Source organism: Microbulbifer agarilyticus (assembly GCF_019800665.1).
In the GTDB taxonomy this organism is placed as follows: Bacteria; Pseudomonadota; Gammaproteobacteria; order Pseudomonadales; family Cellvibrionaceae; genus Microbulbifer; species Microbulbifer agarilyticus_C.
Genome location: NZ_JAHVKO010000005.1, coordinates 102,911 through 118,010, shown reverse-complemented (window position 1 = coordinate 118,010; position 15,100 = coordinate 102,911). Strand labels below are relative to the sequence as shown.

Sequence of the window (15,100 nt, the reverse complement as noted above, 5' to 3'; positions counted from 1 at the left end):
TTCTGGTTTCGTGGCGGCCCAGCACCGGGAAAAAGTTTTCAGGACCAGACTAGGCGCCCCCCTGTGAACCCATCCCTGGGCGTTGCGGCGCAAACTTCCTGTTTGCGACGCTCCTGAAAACCCGTACCCGGCGCCCGCCCTTCGCGTTGGGCTCTTTTAATTTGTAGAAATAGTCGAGTTAGTTGGCGACGATGTTGACCAGTTTGCCCGGTACAACAATCACCTTGCGCACCGTTTTACCTTCGGTAAATTTCTGAACGTTCTCGTCCGCCAGCGCCATTTTTTCCAGGGTTTCTTTGTCGGCATCCGCCGGCGCTTCCAGTTTCGCGCGCAGCTTGCCGTTCACCTGTACCACCAAGGTGATGGAAGAGCGTACCAGTGCTTTCTTGTCCACTTGTGGCCACTGGGCGTCGACCAGCTCACCACTGTTACCCAGTGCACTCCACAGTTCATGGCTGATATGTGGGGTAACCGGGGCAAGCAGCAGTGTCGCGGCTTGCAGGGCTTCACGCTCTACGGCAAGGCCGTTGGCGGAGTCGCGTTCGGCGATCTTACCCACTTCGTTCAGCAGTTCCATTACCGCGGCAACGGCGGTGTTGAAGGTTTGGCGGCGGCCGTAGTCGTCGCTGACTTTCTGAATGGTTTCGTGGGTCTTGCGGCGCAGTTGCTGTTGCTTGTCGCTCAGGTTGTCTACGTCGATCGCAGCGCTACCGTCGCCGGCGGCGATGTGGCTCTGCACGGTTTTCCACAGTTTGCGCAGGAAGCGGCTGGCGCCCTCTACACCGGAGTCGTGCCACTCGAGGGTTTGCTCGGGGGGCGCGGCGAACATGGTGAACAGGCGCACGGTGTCCGCGCCGTACTGTTCCACCGCAGCGTGCGGGTCGATGCCGTTGTTCTTGGATTTGGACATTTTCACCACGCCGCCGGCAATCAATTCTTCGCCGGTAGCACGCTCAACTGCGCGGATGGTTTTACCTTTTTCGTCGCGTTCTACGTCGACGTCCGCAGGGTTCACCCAAATTTTGTGCGCACCTTCCACTTCTTTGTAGAAGGACTCCGCCAGCACCATGCCTTGGCACAGCAGCTGCTTGAAGGGCTCGTCGCTTTTCACCAGGCCTTCGTCGCGCATCAGCTTGTGGAAGAAGCGCGCGTACAGCAGGTGCAGGATGGCGTGTTCGATGCCGCCCACATATTGATCCACCGGCAGCCAGTAGTTGGCGCGGTCCGGGTCGAGCATGCCTTCTTCGAAGTCGGGGCAGGTGTAGCGCGCGTAGTACCAGCTGGACTCCATAAAGGTGTCGAAGGTATCGGTTTCGCGCTCAACGGCTTCACCATTGTTTTCGTCTTTGCGCCACTCCGGGTCGGCTTTGATCGGCGAGGTTACGCCGTCCAGTTCAACTTCTTCTGGCAGCAGGATCGGCAGTTTTTCCGCGGGTACCGGGATTTCGCTACCGTCCGCCAGGTTGAACATCGGAATCGGCGCGCCCCAGTAGCGCTGACGGGATACACCCCAGTCGCGCAGGCGGTAGTTGGTGGTGACACGACCTTTGCCCGCGGCTTCCAGGCCATCGGCGATGGCATTGAAGGCGGCGTCGAAATCGAGACCGTCGAAGCCGCCGGAATTGACCAGCTTGCCCTTCTCAACAAAGGCTTCTTTGTCCAGATCGATCGCTTCGTCGTTGGCCGGTGCAATAACCTGCTTGATTGGCAGGTCGTATTTCTTGGCAAACTCCCAGTCGCGCTGGTCGTGGGCCGGTACTGCCATAACGGCGCCAGAGCCGTAATCCATCAGTACGTAGTTGGCGACCCATACCGGTACTTCTTCGCCGGTCAGTGGGTGGATGGCCTTGAGGCCGGTGTCCATGCCTTTCTTGTCCATGGTGGCCATATCGGCCTCGGACATGGACTGCTTTTTACACTCTGCGATAAACGCTTTGAGCTCTGGGTTGCTCTCCGCCAGTTCAAGTGCAATCGGGTGCTCGGCGGCCAGAGATACGTAGGTCACGCCCATCAGGGTGTCCGGGCGGGTGGTGTACACGTCAAAGTGGTCGACGCCGGCAATGGTCTGCGGCAGGGCGAAGCTCAGGTCGATGCCCTTGCTCTTGCCGATCCAGTTGCGCTGCATGGTGCGCACCTGTTCTGGCCAGTGTGGCAACTTGTCCAGGTCCGCCAGCAGTTCCTCGGCGTAGTCGGTGATCTTGATAAACCACTGGGGGATTTCTTTACGCTCAACCACAGCGCCGGAGCGCCAGCCGCGACCGTCGATTACCTGCTCATTGGCAAGTACGGTGTGATCCACCGGGTCCCAGTTGACCGTGGCCATCTTTTTGTACACCAGGCCTTTCTTGTACAGGCGGGTGAAGAACCACTGCTCCCAGCGGTAGTAGGACGGCTGGGAGGTGGCCAGTTCGCGGGACCAGTCGAAGCCAAAACCGAGGGCCTTGAGCTGGCCTTTCATGTAGTCGATATTGGAGTAGGTCCACTTGGCCGGCGCAGTCTTGTTCTGGATGGCGGCGTTTTCCGCCGGCAGGCCGAAGGCGTCCCAGCCCATGGGATGCAACACGTTTTTGCCCTGCATGCGCTGGTAGCGGGAGATCACGTCGGTGATGGTGTAGTTGCGCACGTGCCCCATGTGCAGCTTGCCGCTGGGGTAGGGGAACATGGACAGGCAGTAGAATTTTTCGCGGCTGGGGTCTTCCTTTACCTCGAAGCTCTTCTGCTCGGCCCAATGCTCCTGGGCGGCGGCTTCGACTGCGGAGGGGTTGTACTGCTCTTCCATCTGTGGGGAACCTATACTCTGTGATTCGATCTATTTGGCGATTCTGGCCGTGACACTAAGGCCGGCCGGAAAACGGCGAATTATAGGAGGGATAGGGTGAGTAAGGAACCTAAAGAGGCTGCGAATCCCGATCTGCCGGACCAGGAAGGCAAGCTTTCCACCGAGGCCAGGCGTGAACTGGAAAAGTTGGTGGGTGAGGAGCTGGATGTCGAGCAGTTCACCGCGCGCAAGGCGGCCTTTCTGAATGCCTGGCTCAAGGATGATGTACACCGTGCCGATGACTACCTGCGCGACCTGGGCGATGAGCTGATCACCCAGGAAGAGCGGGTTGGGGACTGGCTGTTGGATGCCGCAGACCCCACCAAGACCGTGTGGCCGGCGATTATGCGCTGTATCAAGCGCGGAGAGGCCTGGGCGCTGGCGGGGGAGGACGCCGGGGAGGGCGAGGCTTTGCAGTGCCTCGGCTGCGGCTATCGGGCTCTGCCTCCTGCGAGCTCGGAGATCACGCCCTGCCACCGCTGTGGCTACGGGTGCTTCCGCCAGGTACTGCCCGGACAACCGTCAGAGGGTGCGAGCGAGGCCGAATAGCCGTATTCTCCGGGCCCTGAGCGAACAAGGACGACCGATCACGCTGAAAATGGAACTGCAAACCGCACTCACCACTCTCGCCATGCCGCCATTTGCTCCCCTGGTTGGGATGCTGATGGCTCTCGCATTCTGGTTTTTCCCCGCGGGCTCCCCGCTCGCCAAATTGTCTGTGCCGCTCGCGGTTCTGTGCTTTGTCTCATTGTGGATCTGTGCGACCCCGGCGTTTGCCCAATGGCTTGGACAGCGCCTGGTGAATCAGCAGCCGACTGCACCGGAGGTGGAGCCTGCGGCCGTGGTGATTCTGGGTGGTGGTCGCTACCGGGACGAGGAGCAGGGGCGCGAGCGGTTGTCTGCGGCGAGTCTGGAACGGGTGGCCTGGGCTGTGCAGGAAGCGCCGGAAGGGATGCCGATTCTGGTTTCCGGCGGGCGTGTATTTGCGGGGGAAAAGCAGCCGGAGTCAGCCCTGATGGCCTCTGCCCTCGAGGATCTGTTTGGTCGTAATGTGACTTGGCGCGAGAATTGCAGTCGCACTACCGCGGAAAATGCTGCCAATTCCGCGGCACTTCTGCACGATGCGGGGGTCGAAAATGTACTCCTGGTTACCCACTGGTGGCATATACCCCGCGCAGCGGACGTTTTCGCCCGGGCCGGGCTGCAGGTACGGCCCCTGGCGGTAGGTGGCCCCGGTGAATTGGTGCCTAGGGGGGAGAGTGGCTTGTTGCGCTGGTTGCCCAGTGCTGGCGCCTTGATACGGACTCAGGTCTATTGGCGCGAGCTATTGGGTATGCAGTGGTATCGGTGGCGCGCATTGCCCGCGCGCCGCCAGTGTTGAGTGTTTTTGTCGCTGTGTTGTAGGTGTCCGGTGGTTGCCGTTAGTTTCGGATAAAACTAGTATGGCTAGCCCCATTGCTGACTGCCGCGGATTCAGGCCGAATCACGGCAGGCGTTTTGCAGGGCGACCTAGCGAATAACAACAAAAAATATAGAGGTACGTACTGATGTCGGAGTTTCCCGCGTCGTTTTCACCCATTCAGCTACACAATCGTCTAAATCGCCCCGTCTGGGTCGGGTTCAAGCTGGCTCGCCGCGGCAGCCGGCACCTGGTGATGCTGTCCGCCGGTGCGGAAAGTGGCGCCAAATTCAGTAAAAATTTCGAGACCTTTGTCGGCCAGATCGTCCGTGAGTTCAAGCTGGACCCGGAGCAGACCGACTTTGTCGAGCTGCGCCAAGATGGTGCAGAGGGTGCTGAAAGCTCCGACGGTATTGATGCCGCTGCAGAAGCGCACAACTGGTTCCGCTGGCACGCCCAGTGGGTTGGGTCTGCACCAATGGAGTGCAAGGCCGACCCGGTGACTTCGGAGGCCGCGCGCAATTACCTGGAAGAGGTGCTGACGCGCAGTAACGCGGCAGCGTAATCTCCACCCACTGCAAATCTGATAGGTCTTGCGGGCCTGAATAGCGTCTGTCGGCGAGTTGTTGGCAGTAAGTAACAGGTAGGTTACTGGCAGTAGAACCGCCGACGCCGCGCTAGTGTCCTCTGGGTGATACGTGGGTATTGCCCGCTCCCCCTTGCGGGGCAAGCAGATCGGCTAGCGCCTTTTCCAGTGTCGGGTACTGAAAGCTGTACCCGCTATCCAGTGCCGTGCGGGGCTCCATACGCTGGCTGGCCAGCAGTAATTCCTCCGCCATTTCCCCAAACAATATTTTGAGTAGCCACTCTGGTGTACGGAGCAGGCAGGGTCGGTGCAGCTGTTTCGCCAGCAGGCGCGAGAAGCTGCTGTTGGTCACCGGTTCCGGGGCGCAGGCGTTGAAAGGGACGCACAGATGGCGGTCGATGGCGTGCAGAATCAGGCCGACAATATCCGCCTCGTGAATCCAGCTCATCCACTGTTCGCCAGAGCCCATTGGGCCACCCAGCCCTGCCTTGAAGGCCGGGAGCATTTCCTTGAGGGCACCGCCGTCCGGCGACAAGACGATGGAAGTGCGCATGATGCCGACACAGATGCCGGCCTGTTGCAGAGGTAGGGTGGCGGCTTCCCAGTCCCGGCACAGTTGCGCCGCAAATCCGCCTCCGGGCCCGCTGGTTTCCTTGAGCAGGTCACCGCCCCGGTCTCCATAGAAGCCCACGGCAGAGCCAGACAGGACGTATTTGGGTCGCTGTGGTTGCGCGAGTATCCAGCGCACAAGATCGTTGGTGGTTTCGATGCGCGAACGCCGAATTTCTGCCTTGCGCGCCTCGCTCCAGCGTTTGGAAATGGTTTCTCCGGCAAGGTTAACCACGATGTCGACGGGCCGATCTATCTGACCGAGGTCGTTGACCGCGGTAGCGGACTCGCCACAAAGCCGGCGGACTTTCTCTGGCGAGCGGCTGAGTACGGTCAGGCTATTTCCCCGCTCCAGCCATTTTGAACAGAATTGGCGGCCGATCAATCCGGTGCCGCCGGTGATTAAGCAATGCATAAATCTGGCATCCATGCCGCACGCTTTCCGCCACTGCAACCCGGTTGGCGCTGCATCGAATGTGGAAGAGTGCGGTTTAAATTAAACCACTTGTTCCCAAATGTACGCCGTAAAAACGCGTTCGGCTTGTTCGGGACAGACGTTCCTGTCTGCACAAGTTGCGCCGGCTGATGGGAGGGGGCGTTTGCGTTGCGGTAACGCGCCGGATAATCCTTCACGCAGGTTTATCCGCTGCCGGGCAAATATCTCACGATAATAGCAGCCGCAAGGGCGCTTGCGATGAAATGTGAAAAAAATTGGTGCGCGCTGGGTGAAACCGGACGGCAAAGCGGGGTAACAGCCGCCCGGATTTTTCTATTAGAAACGCTTGTACCAGAAAGGCCTTTCCAAAAGGCCTTAGTCGGGGGCTCCCGTTAGCGCACCGTCCGTGATTGTCTCCGGGCGCTTTTGCAGGATGACGGCAGCGAGCAGCATCAGGGTCGCGAGTGCCACCAGCCCCCAAATGCCAATCACCATAAACGGGGTCAGTCCGCTGCGCGCCTGTACCTGCCCAACCAGTGTGGCCTGCTCGAACTGCGGCAGTTGCTCGGTGATAACACCATCCGGAGAAACAATAGCGGTGACGCCGGTATTGGTACCGCGTACCAGGTAGCGCCGGGTTTCCAGTGCGCGCATTTGGGCCATCTGCATATGTTGCAGCGGGCCGATGGAGTCCCCAAACCAGGCATCATTACTCAGCGTCAGTAGCACCTGTGCATCGCCGCTACTTTCCGCGACCAGCTGTGGGTAGACAATCTCATAGCAAATGAGCGGCGCCCAGCTCAGGCCGCCGGCTGTCAGTGGCTGCTGACCTTCCGGCCCGGGGCGAATAAAGGAGGTGGGCAGGTTGAAGAATTCGATGGTGCCGCGAATCCAGTCTTCTAACGGCACATATTCACCGAAGGGCACGAGATGGCGCTTGTGGTAAAGCTGCTGCTCACTGCCAAAGACCGCCGCAGAATTGTGTATCACACGACGATGGTCGCGCTCGGTATCGTAGAGGATGCCAGTGATCAGATCCTTTTGCGTATTCAGAGCGTTGTCTTGCAGTGCTTCAATCAGGTTGGGCGCTTGATGGTAGAGCAGGGGGAGTGCTGCTTCCGGCCAGATAATGACATCGACACCCTGGGAGTGGAGATCCTGAGTGGCGCTCTGGTAGCGCCGAATGGTCTCGCCGCGAAACTCGGGGAGCCACTTTTTTTCCTGTGGAATGTTCGCCTGTACCAAGCCGATGGTGCGGGTGTCATCACTGGCTTCGGTCCATTGAATATTGTTCAGCAGCAAGCCCAGAGGCCAGGCCAGCAGTGCGACGGCGGCGAGTGCTATGGCGCTGGGGGACTTCCACGATTCGAAGGTACGGCGCGCAAAGAGAGCCATTACCGCCGCGGTAAACGCCAGCAACAGGCCGATACCGTACACGCTGACGATGGGTGCCCAGCCCGCCAGCCAAGTGTGGATGTGCCCGTAACCGGCAAACAGCCATGGGAAACCGGTAAACATCCAGGTACGCAACCACTCGCTGAAAAACCACAGCGCGGCAAAGGCGAGGGCGAAGGAGATCGGCTTGCTGCGAAAGCGCGAGATCAATACAAATGGCAGTGCCAGCAGCACCGCCAGTATGCCGACAAAGGCGCCGGTAAGAATGACGCCGAGCAGTGGCGATGAGTTGCCAAAGTCGGTAATCGATACGTATACCCAGGAGCCACCCGTGGCAAACAGGCCCACCCCGTAACACAGTGCTAACCAAAAGGTATTTTTGCCCGAGAGCTTTGGCGCCTTGGGGCCCGGTGCCAGTAGCCAGGCAAACAGCCCGAGTGACAGCAGGCCGCACAACCATAGATTGTATGGGGCAAAGGAAAGGGTCATCAGGCCGCCGGCAATCGCGGCGGCCACGGCGGGCAGGGGTTTACGCATCAGCCATCTTCTTCTGCGGGCTTGTCGAACCGACTCACGCGCAGCAGATGGATCTGCCGGTTGTCGGCGTAAAGGACACGGAACTGGAAATCCCCGAGCTTGGTGATTTCATCCCGTCCTGGCAGGTGGCCAAAGGACTGCATGATCAGGCCGCCCACGGTATCAAATTCCTCGTCGCTGAATTCACAGGCGAAGAACTCGTTAAATTCCTCAATGGGAGTGAGTGCCTTAACGACATAGTCGTTGTCGCTCACCTTGCGGATGAAGCTATCTTCTTCTTCCTCGTCCGTCTCGTCTTCGATTTCGCCGACGATTTCTTCGAGGATATCTTCAATAGTCACCACGCCCGAGACACCACCGTACTCGTCGATAACGACAGCCATGTGATAGCGGTTTTCGCGGAATTCCTTCAGCAGGATATTCAGGCGCTTACTTTCGGGGATGATGTTGGCGGGGCGGATATGGTCTTCCAGACGGAATTCATCCACACCCTTCAATACCAGCGGCAGCAGGTCTTTGGCCAGCAGGATACCGCGGATATCGTCGATGCTTTCGCCCACTACCGGGAAGCGGGAGTGGCCGGACTCGATGATCTTGGGAAGGAAGTCTTTGGGGCAGTCTTCGATACTGACGACCACCATCTGCGAGCGCGGAATCATGATTTCCCGCACCTGCTGGCTGGAAACGTCCAGCGCACCCTCGATGATGGTTAATGCCTCGGCGTCCACCACCTTGTTTTCGGCGGCGTCCTTGATGATTTCTAGTAGCTCATCACGGGATTTGGGCTCTTGTGAAAAGGCGCCCAGTATTTTTTCCAACCAGTTTTTCTCCCCCGACCGAGGGCGGTTGGAAGAGGAGCTACTTGGGGGTTCGTCGGTGGTCATGGATGTGGCCATACTCCGCTTTACTCGTCGATTCCGTTTGTCATTTGTCTATTTGTACGCCCTGTGTGGGCGCTTCAATTGGCTGGTAAGGATCGTCGATCCCAAGCCCTGCCAGTATCCGGGTTTCAAGATTTTCCATGATCTCGGCTTCATCGTCCTCGATATGGTCGTAACCCAATAGATGCAGTGTGCCATGGACCACCATGTGTGCCCAGTGGGCCGAACACGCTTTGTGCTGCTGTTCCGCTTCTCGCGCCACTACCTGGGCGCAAATCACCAAGTCGCCCAGCAGGGGCAGGCCGAGTTCCGGCGGGATATCGGCCGGAAACGAGAGCACATTGGTGGGTTTGTCTTTGCCGCGGTACTGGCTGTTGAGTGCCTGACTTTCGTCTTCATCGACGATACGCAGGGAGATCTCAGCTTCAGCGCGGTGCGTGCCCACAGCGGCGGCGGCCCAGAGGGCAAGGTCCTCATCGCTGGGTAGGGCGGTAAGTGTGGTGGCCCGCTGAACATCCAGGTGGATGTCCGCGGGCGAGGCCGACTGGCTCTCAGATAGGGTGGCGTTCATGGGCGCGGCCTCAGGCCGCATCTTCTCCAGCGCGGCCAGCGGCTTCGAGCGCGGCGGCTTTACGCGCGGCGCGTTCAGCCTGTTGCTCGGCTTCCACTTCCGCCTCGTGCACGTCGTAGGCTTCGACGATGCGCTGTACCAGCGGGTGGCGAACCACGTCTTTGGCACCGAAATGGGTGAAGCTGATGCCGTTGACCTTGCCCAGCACCTCAATCGCGTGGCGCAGGCCGGAGGCCTGTCCGCGGGGCAGGTCGATCTGGCTGGGGTCACCGGTGATCACCGCGGTAGAACCAAACCCGATACGGGTCAGGAACATTTTCATCTGCTCGCGGGTGGTGTTCTGGCTTTCGTCGAGAATAACGAAGGCGTTGTTCAGGGTACGACCGCGCATATACGCCAGCGGTGCAACCTCAATCACGTTGCGCTCAATCAGCTTGTCGACGGTTTCAAAACCGAGCATTTCATAGAGTGCGTCGTACAGCGGGCGCAGGTAGGGGTCTACCTTCTGGCTCAGGTCGCCGGGCAGGAAGCCCAGCTTTTCGCCGGCTTCTACTGCCGGGCGTACCAGCAGGATGCGCTCTACCTGGTCCTTGAGCAGTGCTTCTACCGCACAGGCTACGGCCAAGTAGGTCTTACCGGTACCGGCGGGGCCAATACCGAAGTTGATATCGTTGCTCTGCACCGCACGCACGTATTTGCGCTGGTTAACCCCGCGCGGGCGTACTGAACACTTCTTGGTGCGAATCAGGACTACTTGGTCGCCTTCACCTTCAGCGGCCTTCTGACCACCGTTCATCAGCTCTTCCACCCCGGACTGCTGCAGGGCGAGATGGATCTCGTCTGGTGTCAGGCTGTCTTTGCCACCGGTTTCCTTATATAGGCTGCTGATGATCTCACCGGCTGCGCGTGCGGACTTGGCGTCACCGTAGAAAGCAAACTGATTGCCGCGATTGCGGATTTCAATATCCAGTCGCTGTTCAATCTGGCGCAGGTGTTGATCAAATTGGCCACAGAGGTTGGCCAGGCGGCGGGCGTCGTTGGGCTCAAGAGTGATGCTGTGAGCGAGGGCTTGTGTTTCCAAATTGGTTTCCATGCACCTTTTGTCTGAGGGTTCAGTCTGTAGGTTATACCCATTTCGGCACAATGGGAAAGGGCGCTTTGTGACGAATGGGTTCTAAACAGTTCGGTGGCTTATAACACTGGAGTATGAAGGTTTTTCGCTCGTGACCGGTTTGGTGACTTTGTTACTTCGTAGCTTCTTAGGTGGCGGCGCTGCTGCCGGGATTCGTTTCCGGGACACGCTACAAGCACATCCCTGTGCGCTCGGACGCGGCCATCCTTGGCCGCGTACGGTCCCGGAAACGAATCCCGGCATCAGCGCCTTAGCTTTAGGCCGTGGACCCTGACGTTAGCGAGTAGAGTCCATCAGATCAGCTCAGAGGGCCATCCAGCTCAGAAGCTACCAAGGTACCGCGCAGGGAGTTAGGCAGCGCTTCCTCAATCACAACGTCGGCAAACTTACCAATCAGCTCCAGCTGGTCACAGCGGAAGTTGACCACGCGGTTGTTCTCGGTGCGACCTTGCAGTTGGCCAGGGTCTTTCTTGGATACGCCGCTGACCAGAACGCGCTCCACATTCCCGACCATACGGCGGGCGATCTCCGCAGCCTGCTGGTTAATGCGGTGCTGCAGCAGTTGCAGGCGCTGTTTCTTGACCTCTTCCGGCGTGTCGTCCGGAAGGTCCGCGGCCGGGGTGCCCGGACGGGGGGAGTAAATAAAGCTGAACGAGATATCGAAGCCCACGTCCTGAATCAGCTTCATGGTGGCTTCAAAGTCGCGCTCGGTCTCGCCCGGGAAACCGATAATAAAGTCGGAGGACAGGCAGATATCCGGGCGAATCGCCTTCAGCCGGCGGATCTTGGACTTGTATTCCAGTGCCGTGTGGCCGCGCTTCATCGCCATCAGAATGCGATCGGAGCCACTCTGAACCGGCAGGTGCAGGTGGTTTACCAGCTCTGGTACTTCCGCGTACACGTCGATCAGCGCATCGGAAAACTCCACCGGGTGCGAAGTGGTGTAGCGGATGCGGTCGATACCGTCGATCGCTGCAACATAGGTGATCAGCTCGGCGAAATCCACGATCTGGCCATCTTCGCCGGGTGCACGGTACGCATTTACGTTCTGGCCCAGCAGGTTTACCTCGCGCACACCCTGGTCAGCCAGGTGCGCCACTTCTTCCAGCACGTCTGCGACCGGGCGGCTCACTTCTTCACCGCGGGTATAGGGCACAACACAGAAGGTGCAGTACTTGGAGCAGCCTTCCATGATGGAAACGAAAGCGCTTACACCGTCGGCTTCCGGCTGGGGCAGGCGATCGAATTTCTCGATTTCCGGGAAGGACACATCAACCACGATCGCGCCGCTTTCCTGTTTCTTGGTTTCCATCATCTCCGGCAGGCGATGCAGGGTCTGCGGGCCGAATACCAGGTCCACATAAGGGGCGCGCTTGGCGATGGCTTCACCTTCCTGGCTGGCCACGCAGCCGCCGACGCCGATCACGAGTTCGGGATTCTTTTCCTTGAGGTGCTTCCAGCGGCCGAGCTGGTGGAACAATTTTTCCTGAGCCTTCTCGCGGATAGAACAGGTGTTTACCAGCAGTACATCCGCCTCTTCGGGATCGTCGGTGGGTACCATCTGGTGGGATTCCCCCAGCAGGTCCCGCATACGGGCAGAGTCGTACTCGTTCATCTGACAGCCGTGGGTCTTGATGAAGAGCTTTTTCACCGGTTTTTCGGATAATTCGGAGGACTTCTCGGTGGACATGATGCGCCTGGTTAAAAACTGGTCAATTCAAAAGGTCGGGCATTATACCGACCCCTCTGGAGGCTGCATAGACGGGGGCAGGCGAGAGTGATAATCTTCCGCGCTTTTCGCGGGTCAGCCCGCCTGCACACTAGTATTCATGGGGCATCCGCATAGGCCCCGGCATTGAGCAATCTATGGCAAACCCAATCTACAAAGTCATTTTTCACAACCAGAACCAGGTGTTCGAGCTTTACGCGCGCGCCATCTACCAAAGCGAGATGTATGGCTTCGTTGAGGTGGAAGAGTTCGTGTTCGGGGAAAAGTCCCAGCTGGTGGTCGACCCCAGTGAAGAGAAGCTGAAAACCGAGTTCTCCTCGGTGAAGCGCTCCTATATCCCCATGCACAGCATTGTGCGGATTGACGAGGTGGAGAAAGAGGGCGTTGGCAAGGTTCACGACGTGAAGGGCGACAAGGTGGCTCAGTTTCCATTCCCTGCGCCGATGCGCCACCCGAGCGACTCCGAGTAAGGCATTGTCCTTGCTCACCAAAAAACGGGCTCAGCGGCCCGTTTTTTTATGCCCGCAATATGCGCGCGCCGCTTTGGCAGTCCTGTCGGCTGCTACCACTATTTTGTGTGTTCCCGCGACAATGTGATGCGCTTGTGGCGCCTGAAGCGTTAAATGTGCGCCATTTGTCGCATTGCCGGCATGTGCGCGTGGCGGCAGTCTATTCTGAGAGAGGGATGGATAAAATCCCGACAACCTAAAATGTAGTGGAAGTTTTTAGGTGATCTCATGACCTCAATTCCGGCCACCAAAGCCGCTATCTCCGCCCTGAAAATTGAGCAGCGCGTCGAACGCGATGTGAAAGCGGGCATCCCCGAAGTCGACCGACGTAACCACACCGACAGCGAAGAGAGTATGCGCTCTTACGTGGTGCGGGAAATCATCGGCCGTGTCCACGAGAACCGCCAGAGCGAGCTCGATAAGGAGCTTGCGGATCGCAGTGAAGTGGATATTCGCCAGCTCTACCAGGAAATGAAAAACACCGAGTCGCTGGTGGAAAAAACCATCGCTGCGCGCCTGGCCAATCTGGTGAGTGGCATCAAGCAGCGCGCGCAGGAGTATTCCGCGTTACGCATGGACTTGGAAATGTTTCGGGAGCGCAACGGACTTACCCGAGAAGCGGTGTACCGCGAGTCCAAAATGCTGCATTTTTCCATTGTGTTTTTCATCGTCATTCTCGAGACGGTGTTGAATGCGTTCTTCCTGTCGAAAGGCAGTGCGCTTGGACTGGTCGGCGGTTTCTTTCAAGCGTTTATCATTTCCATGATTAACCTCGGATTTGCTGCCTTTCTGGCTTTTTCCCTGCGACATTGTTTTCACTTGAACCCACTGAGAAAACTCGGTGCTGGCGTTTTGTTTGGCGCGGTGCTGGTTACTTCGGTGGTGTTTGTACTCGGAGTGGGGCACTACCGGGAGGCGCTGGAGGCCGATCCATTTACCGCGTCGCAGGTGGCGATGAGCACACTGCAGGCGGAGCCTCTGGGTATCCAGGATTTCAATTCGTGGATCATGGTGGTGGTCAGTGGCATAGCTCTGGTGTTACTGACAGCAAAGTTCTTTGTGGTGGATGACCGCTACCCGGGGTACACGGCAATTACCCGACGAGTGAAATCCCAGCATACGGCGTGGCGCGATGCCCACGAAGATGCGATTGAGAGTGTTAACCAGATGGCGGAAGAAATACAGGATGGCATTTCTGACACGGAGAAAACCATTCGCGCGCAGTTTATCCAGTTCAAGGCGAGTATTGAGCGCAGCGAAGAAATTCATCGGCACTATCACGAAGACATTATCAAGGCGCAGGGCTTGCTGGATGAGCTTGTTCGTTACTATCAATCCTATTCCGCGCGCATGATGAACCGCCGCTCCGCCTACTTCGGCGAGCTTCTGCGCTTTGAGCTGGAAAAACTGCCGCGCCTCAACACCACGGGACTCGAGCAGCATAAACAGGATCTCGCGACCTTCGAGCAGGTGATGGACGAACTGGATCACACCTACACCGGTGCGATCGATGTGGTGAACCGCCGCTGCGAGACGATTCAGGCGGCCCTTTCCGAGCTTGTGGACAAGCTTGAGTTGGACCACGGGTTGCGGAGAGGCTGATGGCTGGGGTGCGTCGAACAAGGCTCCGCACTAGTCGCCGCGGGCGTTTCTCCAGCGAAGACAAAAAGGGTGTGCTGGTGTTTGCCCTGGGCCTGATCATCCTGTTGGCACTGGCGGTGTTCGCACTGAAGGTGGTGCGCTCGCCGGCACGGGATTTTGATGCGGTGACTCTGTGCAATCCACACTTGCCGCGTTTTGCCCAGCATCTGGTGGTGATCGATGCGTCGGATACCATGTCCGCGCATCAAGTCCACTTCCTGAAAACGCATATTTCCGACCTGCTGGCCTCCGCCGCGGTCAACGACCGGTTTTCGATTTTTGTGCTGGATGATCACTACAACGGGCTTTCCGAACCGGTGATCGATTTGTGCAAGCCGCATTCGGGTAAAGAGGTCAGTGCGCTGACGGCCAATCAGCAGTTTGTGGATGCGCTGTACAAGCAGCGTTTTGCCCAGCCTCTGGATCGCGCCATTGGCCGCGCTGTGACTGGTGAAGCACAGCCGGTATCGCCAATCTATGAGGCGCTATCGGATGTCGCCGCGCTCAATCATCTGGATCCCGCAGCGCAAAATGTGCATCTCACGATCGTCAGCGACATGGTGCAGAACTCCCGCGCCGGTTCGGTGTTTAAGCGGGGATCGGCGGCCATTGATCAGTTGCCCATGATCGATTTACGCCGTGTGCGCACCCGGGTCTACTGGCTGGACCGTGAGAAGTACCAGCGCTTCCAGACAGCGGAGCTGGAGGCCAGCTGGGAGGATTATCTGGGCAGCATTTCCCGGCTGGAAAGGATTCAGCGGGTACGCAATTAGAATAATGTTTTGCAGAAGCGCGGATTTCGTCGCTTCTTTCCTTCCCCATCCTGCTTTGCAATAGAAGCTTCAAGAAACAGCCGT

At 58.3% G+C, this 15,100-nt stretch carries 13 protein-coding genes; 6 read left to right on the top strand and 7 right to left on the bottom strand.

The annotated features are described in order from the left end of the window. Positions 1-178: 178 nt before the first annotated feature. Positions 179-2,779 carry a leucine--tRNA ligase gene (gene leuS, locus KUV22_RS13195; protein ID WP_222231856.1) on the bottom strand — a complete coding sequence of 867 codons (2,601 nt, stop codon included), beginning with the start codon at positions 2,777-2,779 and terminating at the stop codon, positions 179-181. A 96-nt stretch (positions 2,780-2,875) separates the two neighbouring features. On the opposite strand from leuS, the gene KUV22_RS13190 reads away from it, so the two are divergent. From KUV22_RS13190 to KUV22_RS13180, 3 genes are all read left to right on the top strand, one after another. Further along, complete coding sequence (locus KUV22_RS13190; protein WP_222231854.1) at positions 2,876-3,367, top strand: zinc ribbon-containing protein; 492 nt, start codon at positions 2,876-2,878, stop codon at positions 3,365-3,367. Positions 3,368-3,416: 49 nt separating this feature from the next. Further along, positions 3,417-4,199, top strand: coding sequence for a YdcF family protein (locus KUV22_RS13185; protein ID WP_222231852.1), 783 nt, complete (start codon positions 3,417-3,419; stop codon positions 4,197-4,199). A gap of 166 nt (positions 4,200-4,365) precedes the next feature. Further along, positions 4,366-4,782, top strand: coding sequence for a hypothetical protein (locus KUV22_RS13180; RefSeq protein WP_222231850.1), 417 nt, complete (start codon positions 4,366-4,368; stop codon positions 4,780-4,782). Between the two features lie 112 nt (positions 4,783-4,894). Here the strand turns inward: KUV22_RS13180 and KUV22_RS13175 are convergent, their stop codons facing one another. From KUV22_RS13175 to miaB, 6 genes are all read right to left on the bottom strand, one after another. Next, on the bottom strand, positions 4,895-5,842 hold the full coding sequence (locus KUV22_RS13175) for a TIGR01777 family oxidoreductase (RefSeq protein WP_224871127.1): 948 nt from the start codon (positions 5,840-5,842) through the stop codon (positions 4,895-4,897). Between the two features lie 381 nt (positions 5,843-6,223). After that, positions 6,224-7,780 (bottom strand): apolipoprotein N-acyltransferase, encoded by a 1,557-nt coding sequence (lnt, locus tag KUV22_RS13170; protein WP_222231848.1) that lies wholly within the window; start codon positions 7,778-7,780, stop codon positions 6,224-6,226. Next, positions 7,780-8,676: an HlyC/CorC family transporter gene (locus tag KUV22_RS13165; RefSeq protein WP_222231846.1), complete on the bottom strand. Its 897-nt coding sequence runs from the start codon at positions 8,674-8,676 to the stop codon at positions 7,780-7,782. Before KUV22_RS13165 ends, lnt begins: the two co-directional genes overlap by 1 nt. Before the next feature lie 28 nt (positions 8,677-8,704). Beyond that, complete coding sequence (gene ybeY / locus KUV22_RS13160; RefSeq protein ID WP_222231845.1) at positions 8,705-9,232, bottom strand: rRNA maturation RNase YbeY; 528 nt, start codon at positions 9,230-9,232, stop codon at positions 8,705-8,707. Positions 9,233-9,242: 10 nt separating this feature from the next. Further along, the gene (locus KUV22_RS13155; RefSeq protein ID WP_222231844.1) at positions 9,243-10,325 is read right to left on the bottom strand and encodes a PhoH family protein; all 1,083 of its coding nucleotides are present in this window, start codon (positions 10,323-10,325) and stop codon (positions 9,243-9,245) included. 337 nt (positions 10,326-10,662) lie between these two features. Then, positions 10,663-12,054, bottom strand: a complete 1,392-nt coding sequence (gene miaB / locus KUV22_RS13150) for a tRNA (N6-isopentenyl adenosine(37)-C2)-methylthiotransferase MiaB (protein WP_222231843.1) — start codon at positions 12,052-12,054, stop codon at positions 10,663-10,665. Positions 12,055-12,230: 176 nt separating this feature from the next. Between miaB and KUV22_RS13145 the strand changes: the two genes are divergently transcribed. The 3 genes from KUV22_RS13145 (at position 12,231) to KUV22_RS13135 (ending at position 15,016) form a co-directional block, all read left to right on the top strand. Continuing rightward, a complete protein-coding gene (locus KUV22_RS13145; protein WP_222231842.1) occupies positions 12,231-12,563 on the top strand; it encodes a DUF1820 family protein in 333 nt (110 codons plus the stop codon). 267 nt (positions 12,564-12,830) lie between these two features. Continuing rightward, a complete protein-coding gene (locus KUV22_RS13140; protein WP_222231841.1) occupies positions 12,831-14,204 on the top strand; it encodes an ABC transporter permease in 1,374 nt (457 codons plus the stop codon). Continuing rightward, a complete protein-coding gene (locus KUV22_RS13135) occupies positions 14,204-15,016 on the top strand; it encodes a hypothetical protein (RefSeq protein ID WP_222231840.1) in 813 nt (270 codons plus the stop codon). Before KUV22_RS13140 ends, KUV22_RS13135 begins: the two co-directional genes overlap by 1 nt. Positions 15,017-15,100 lie beyond the last annotated feature (84 nt).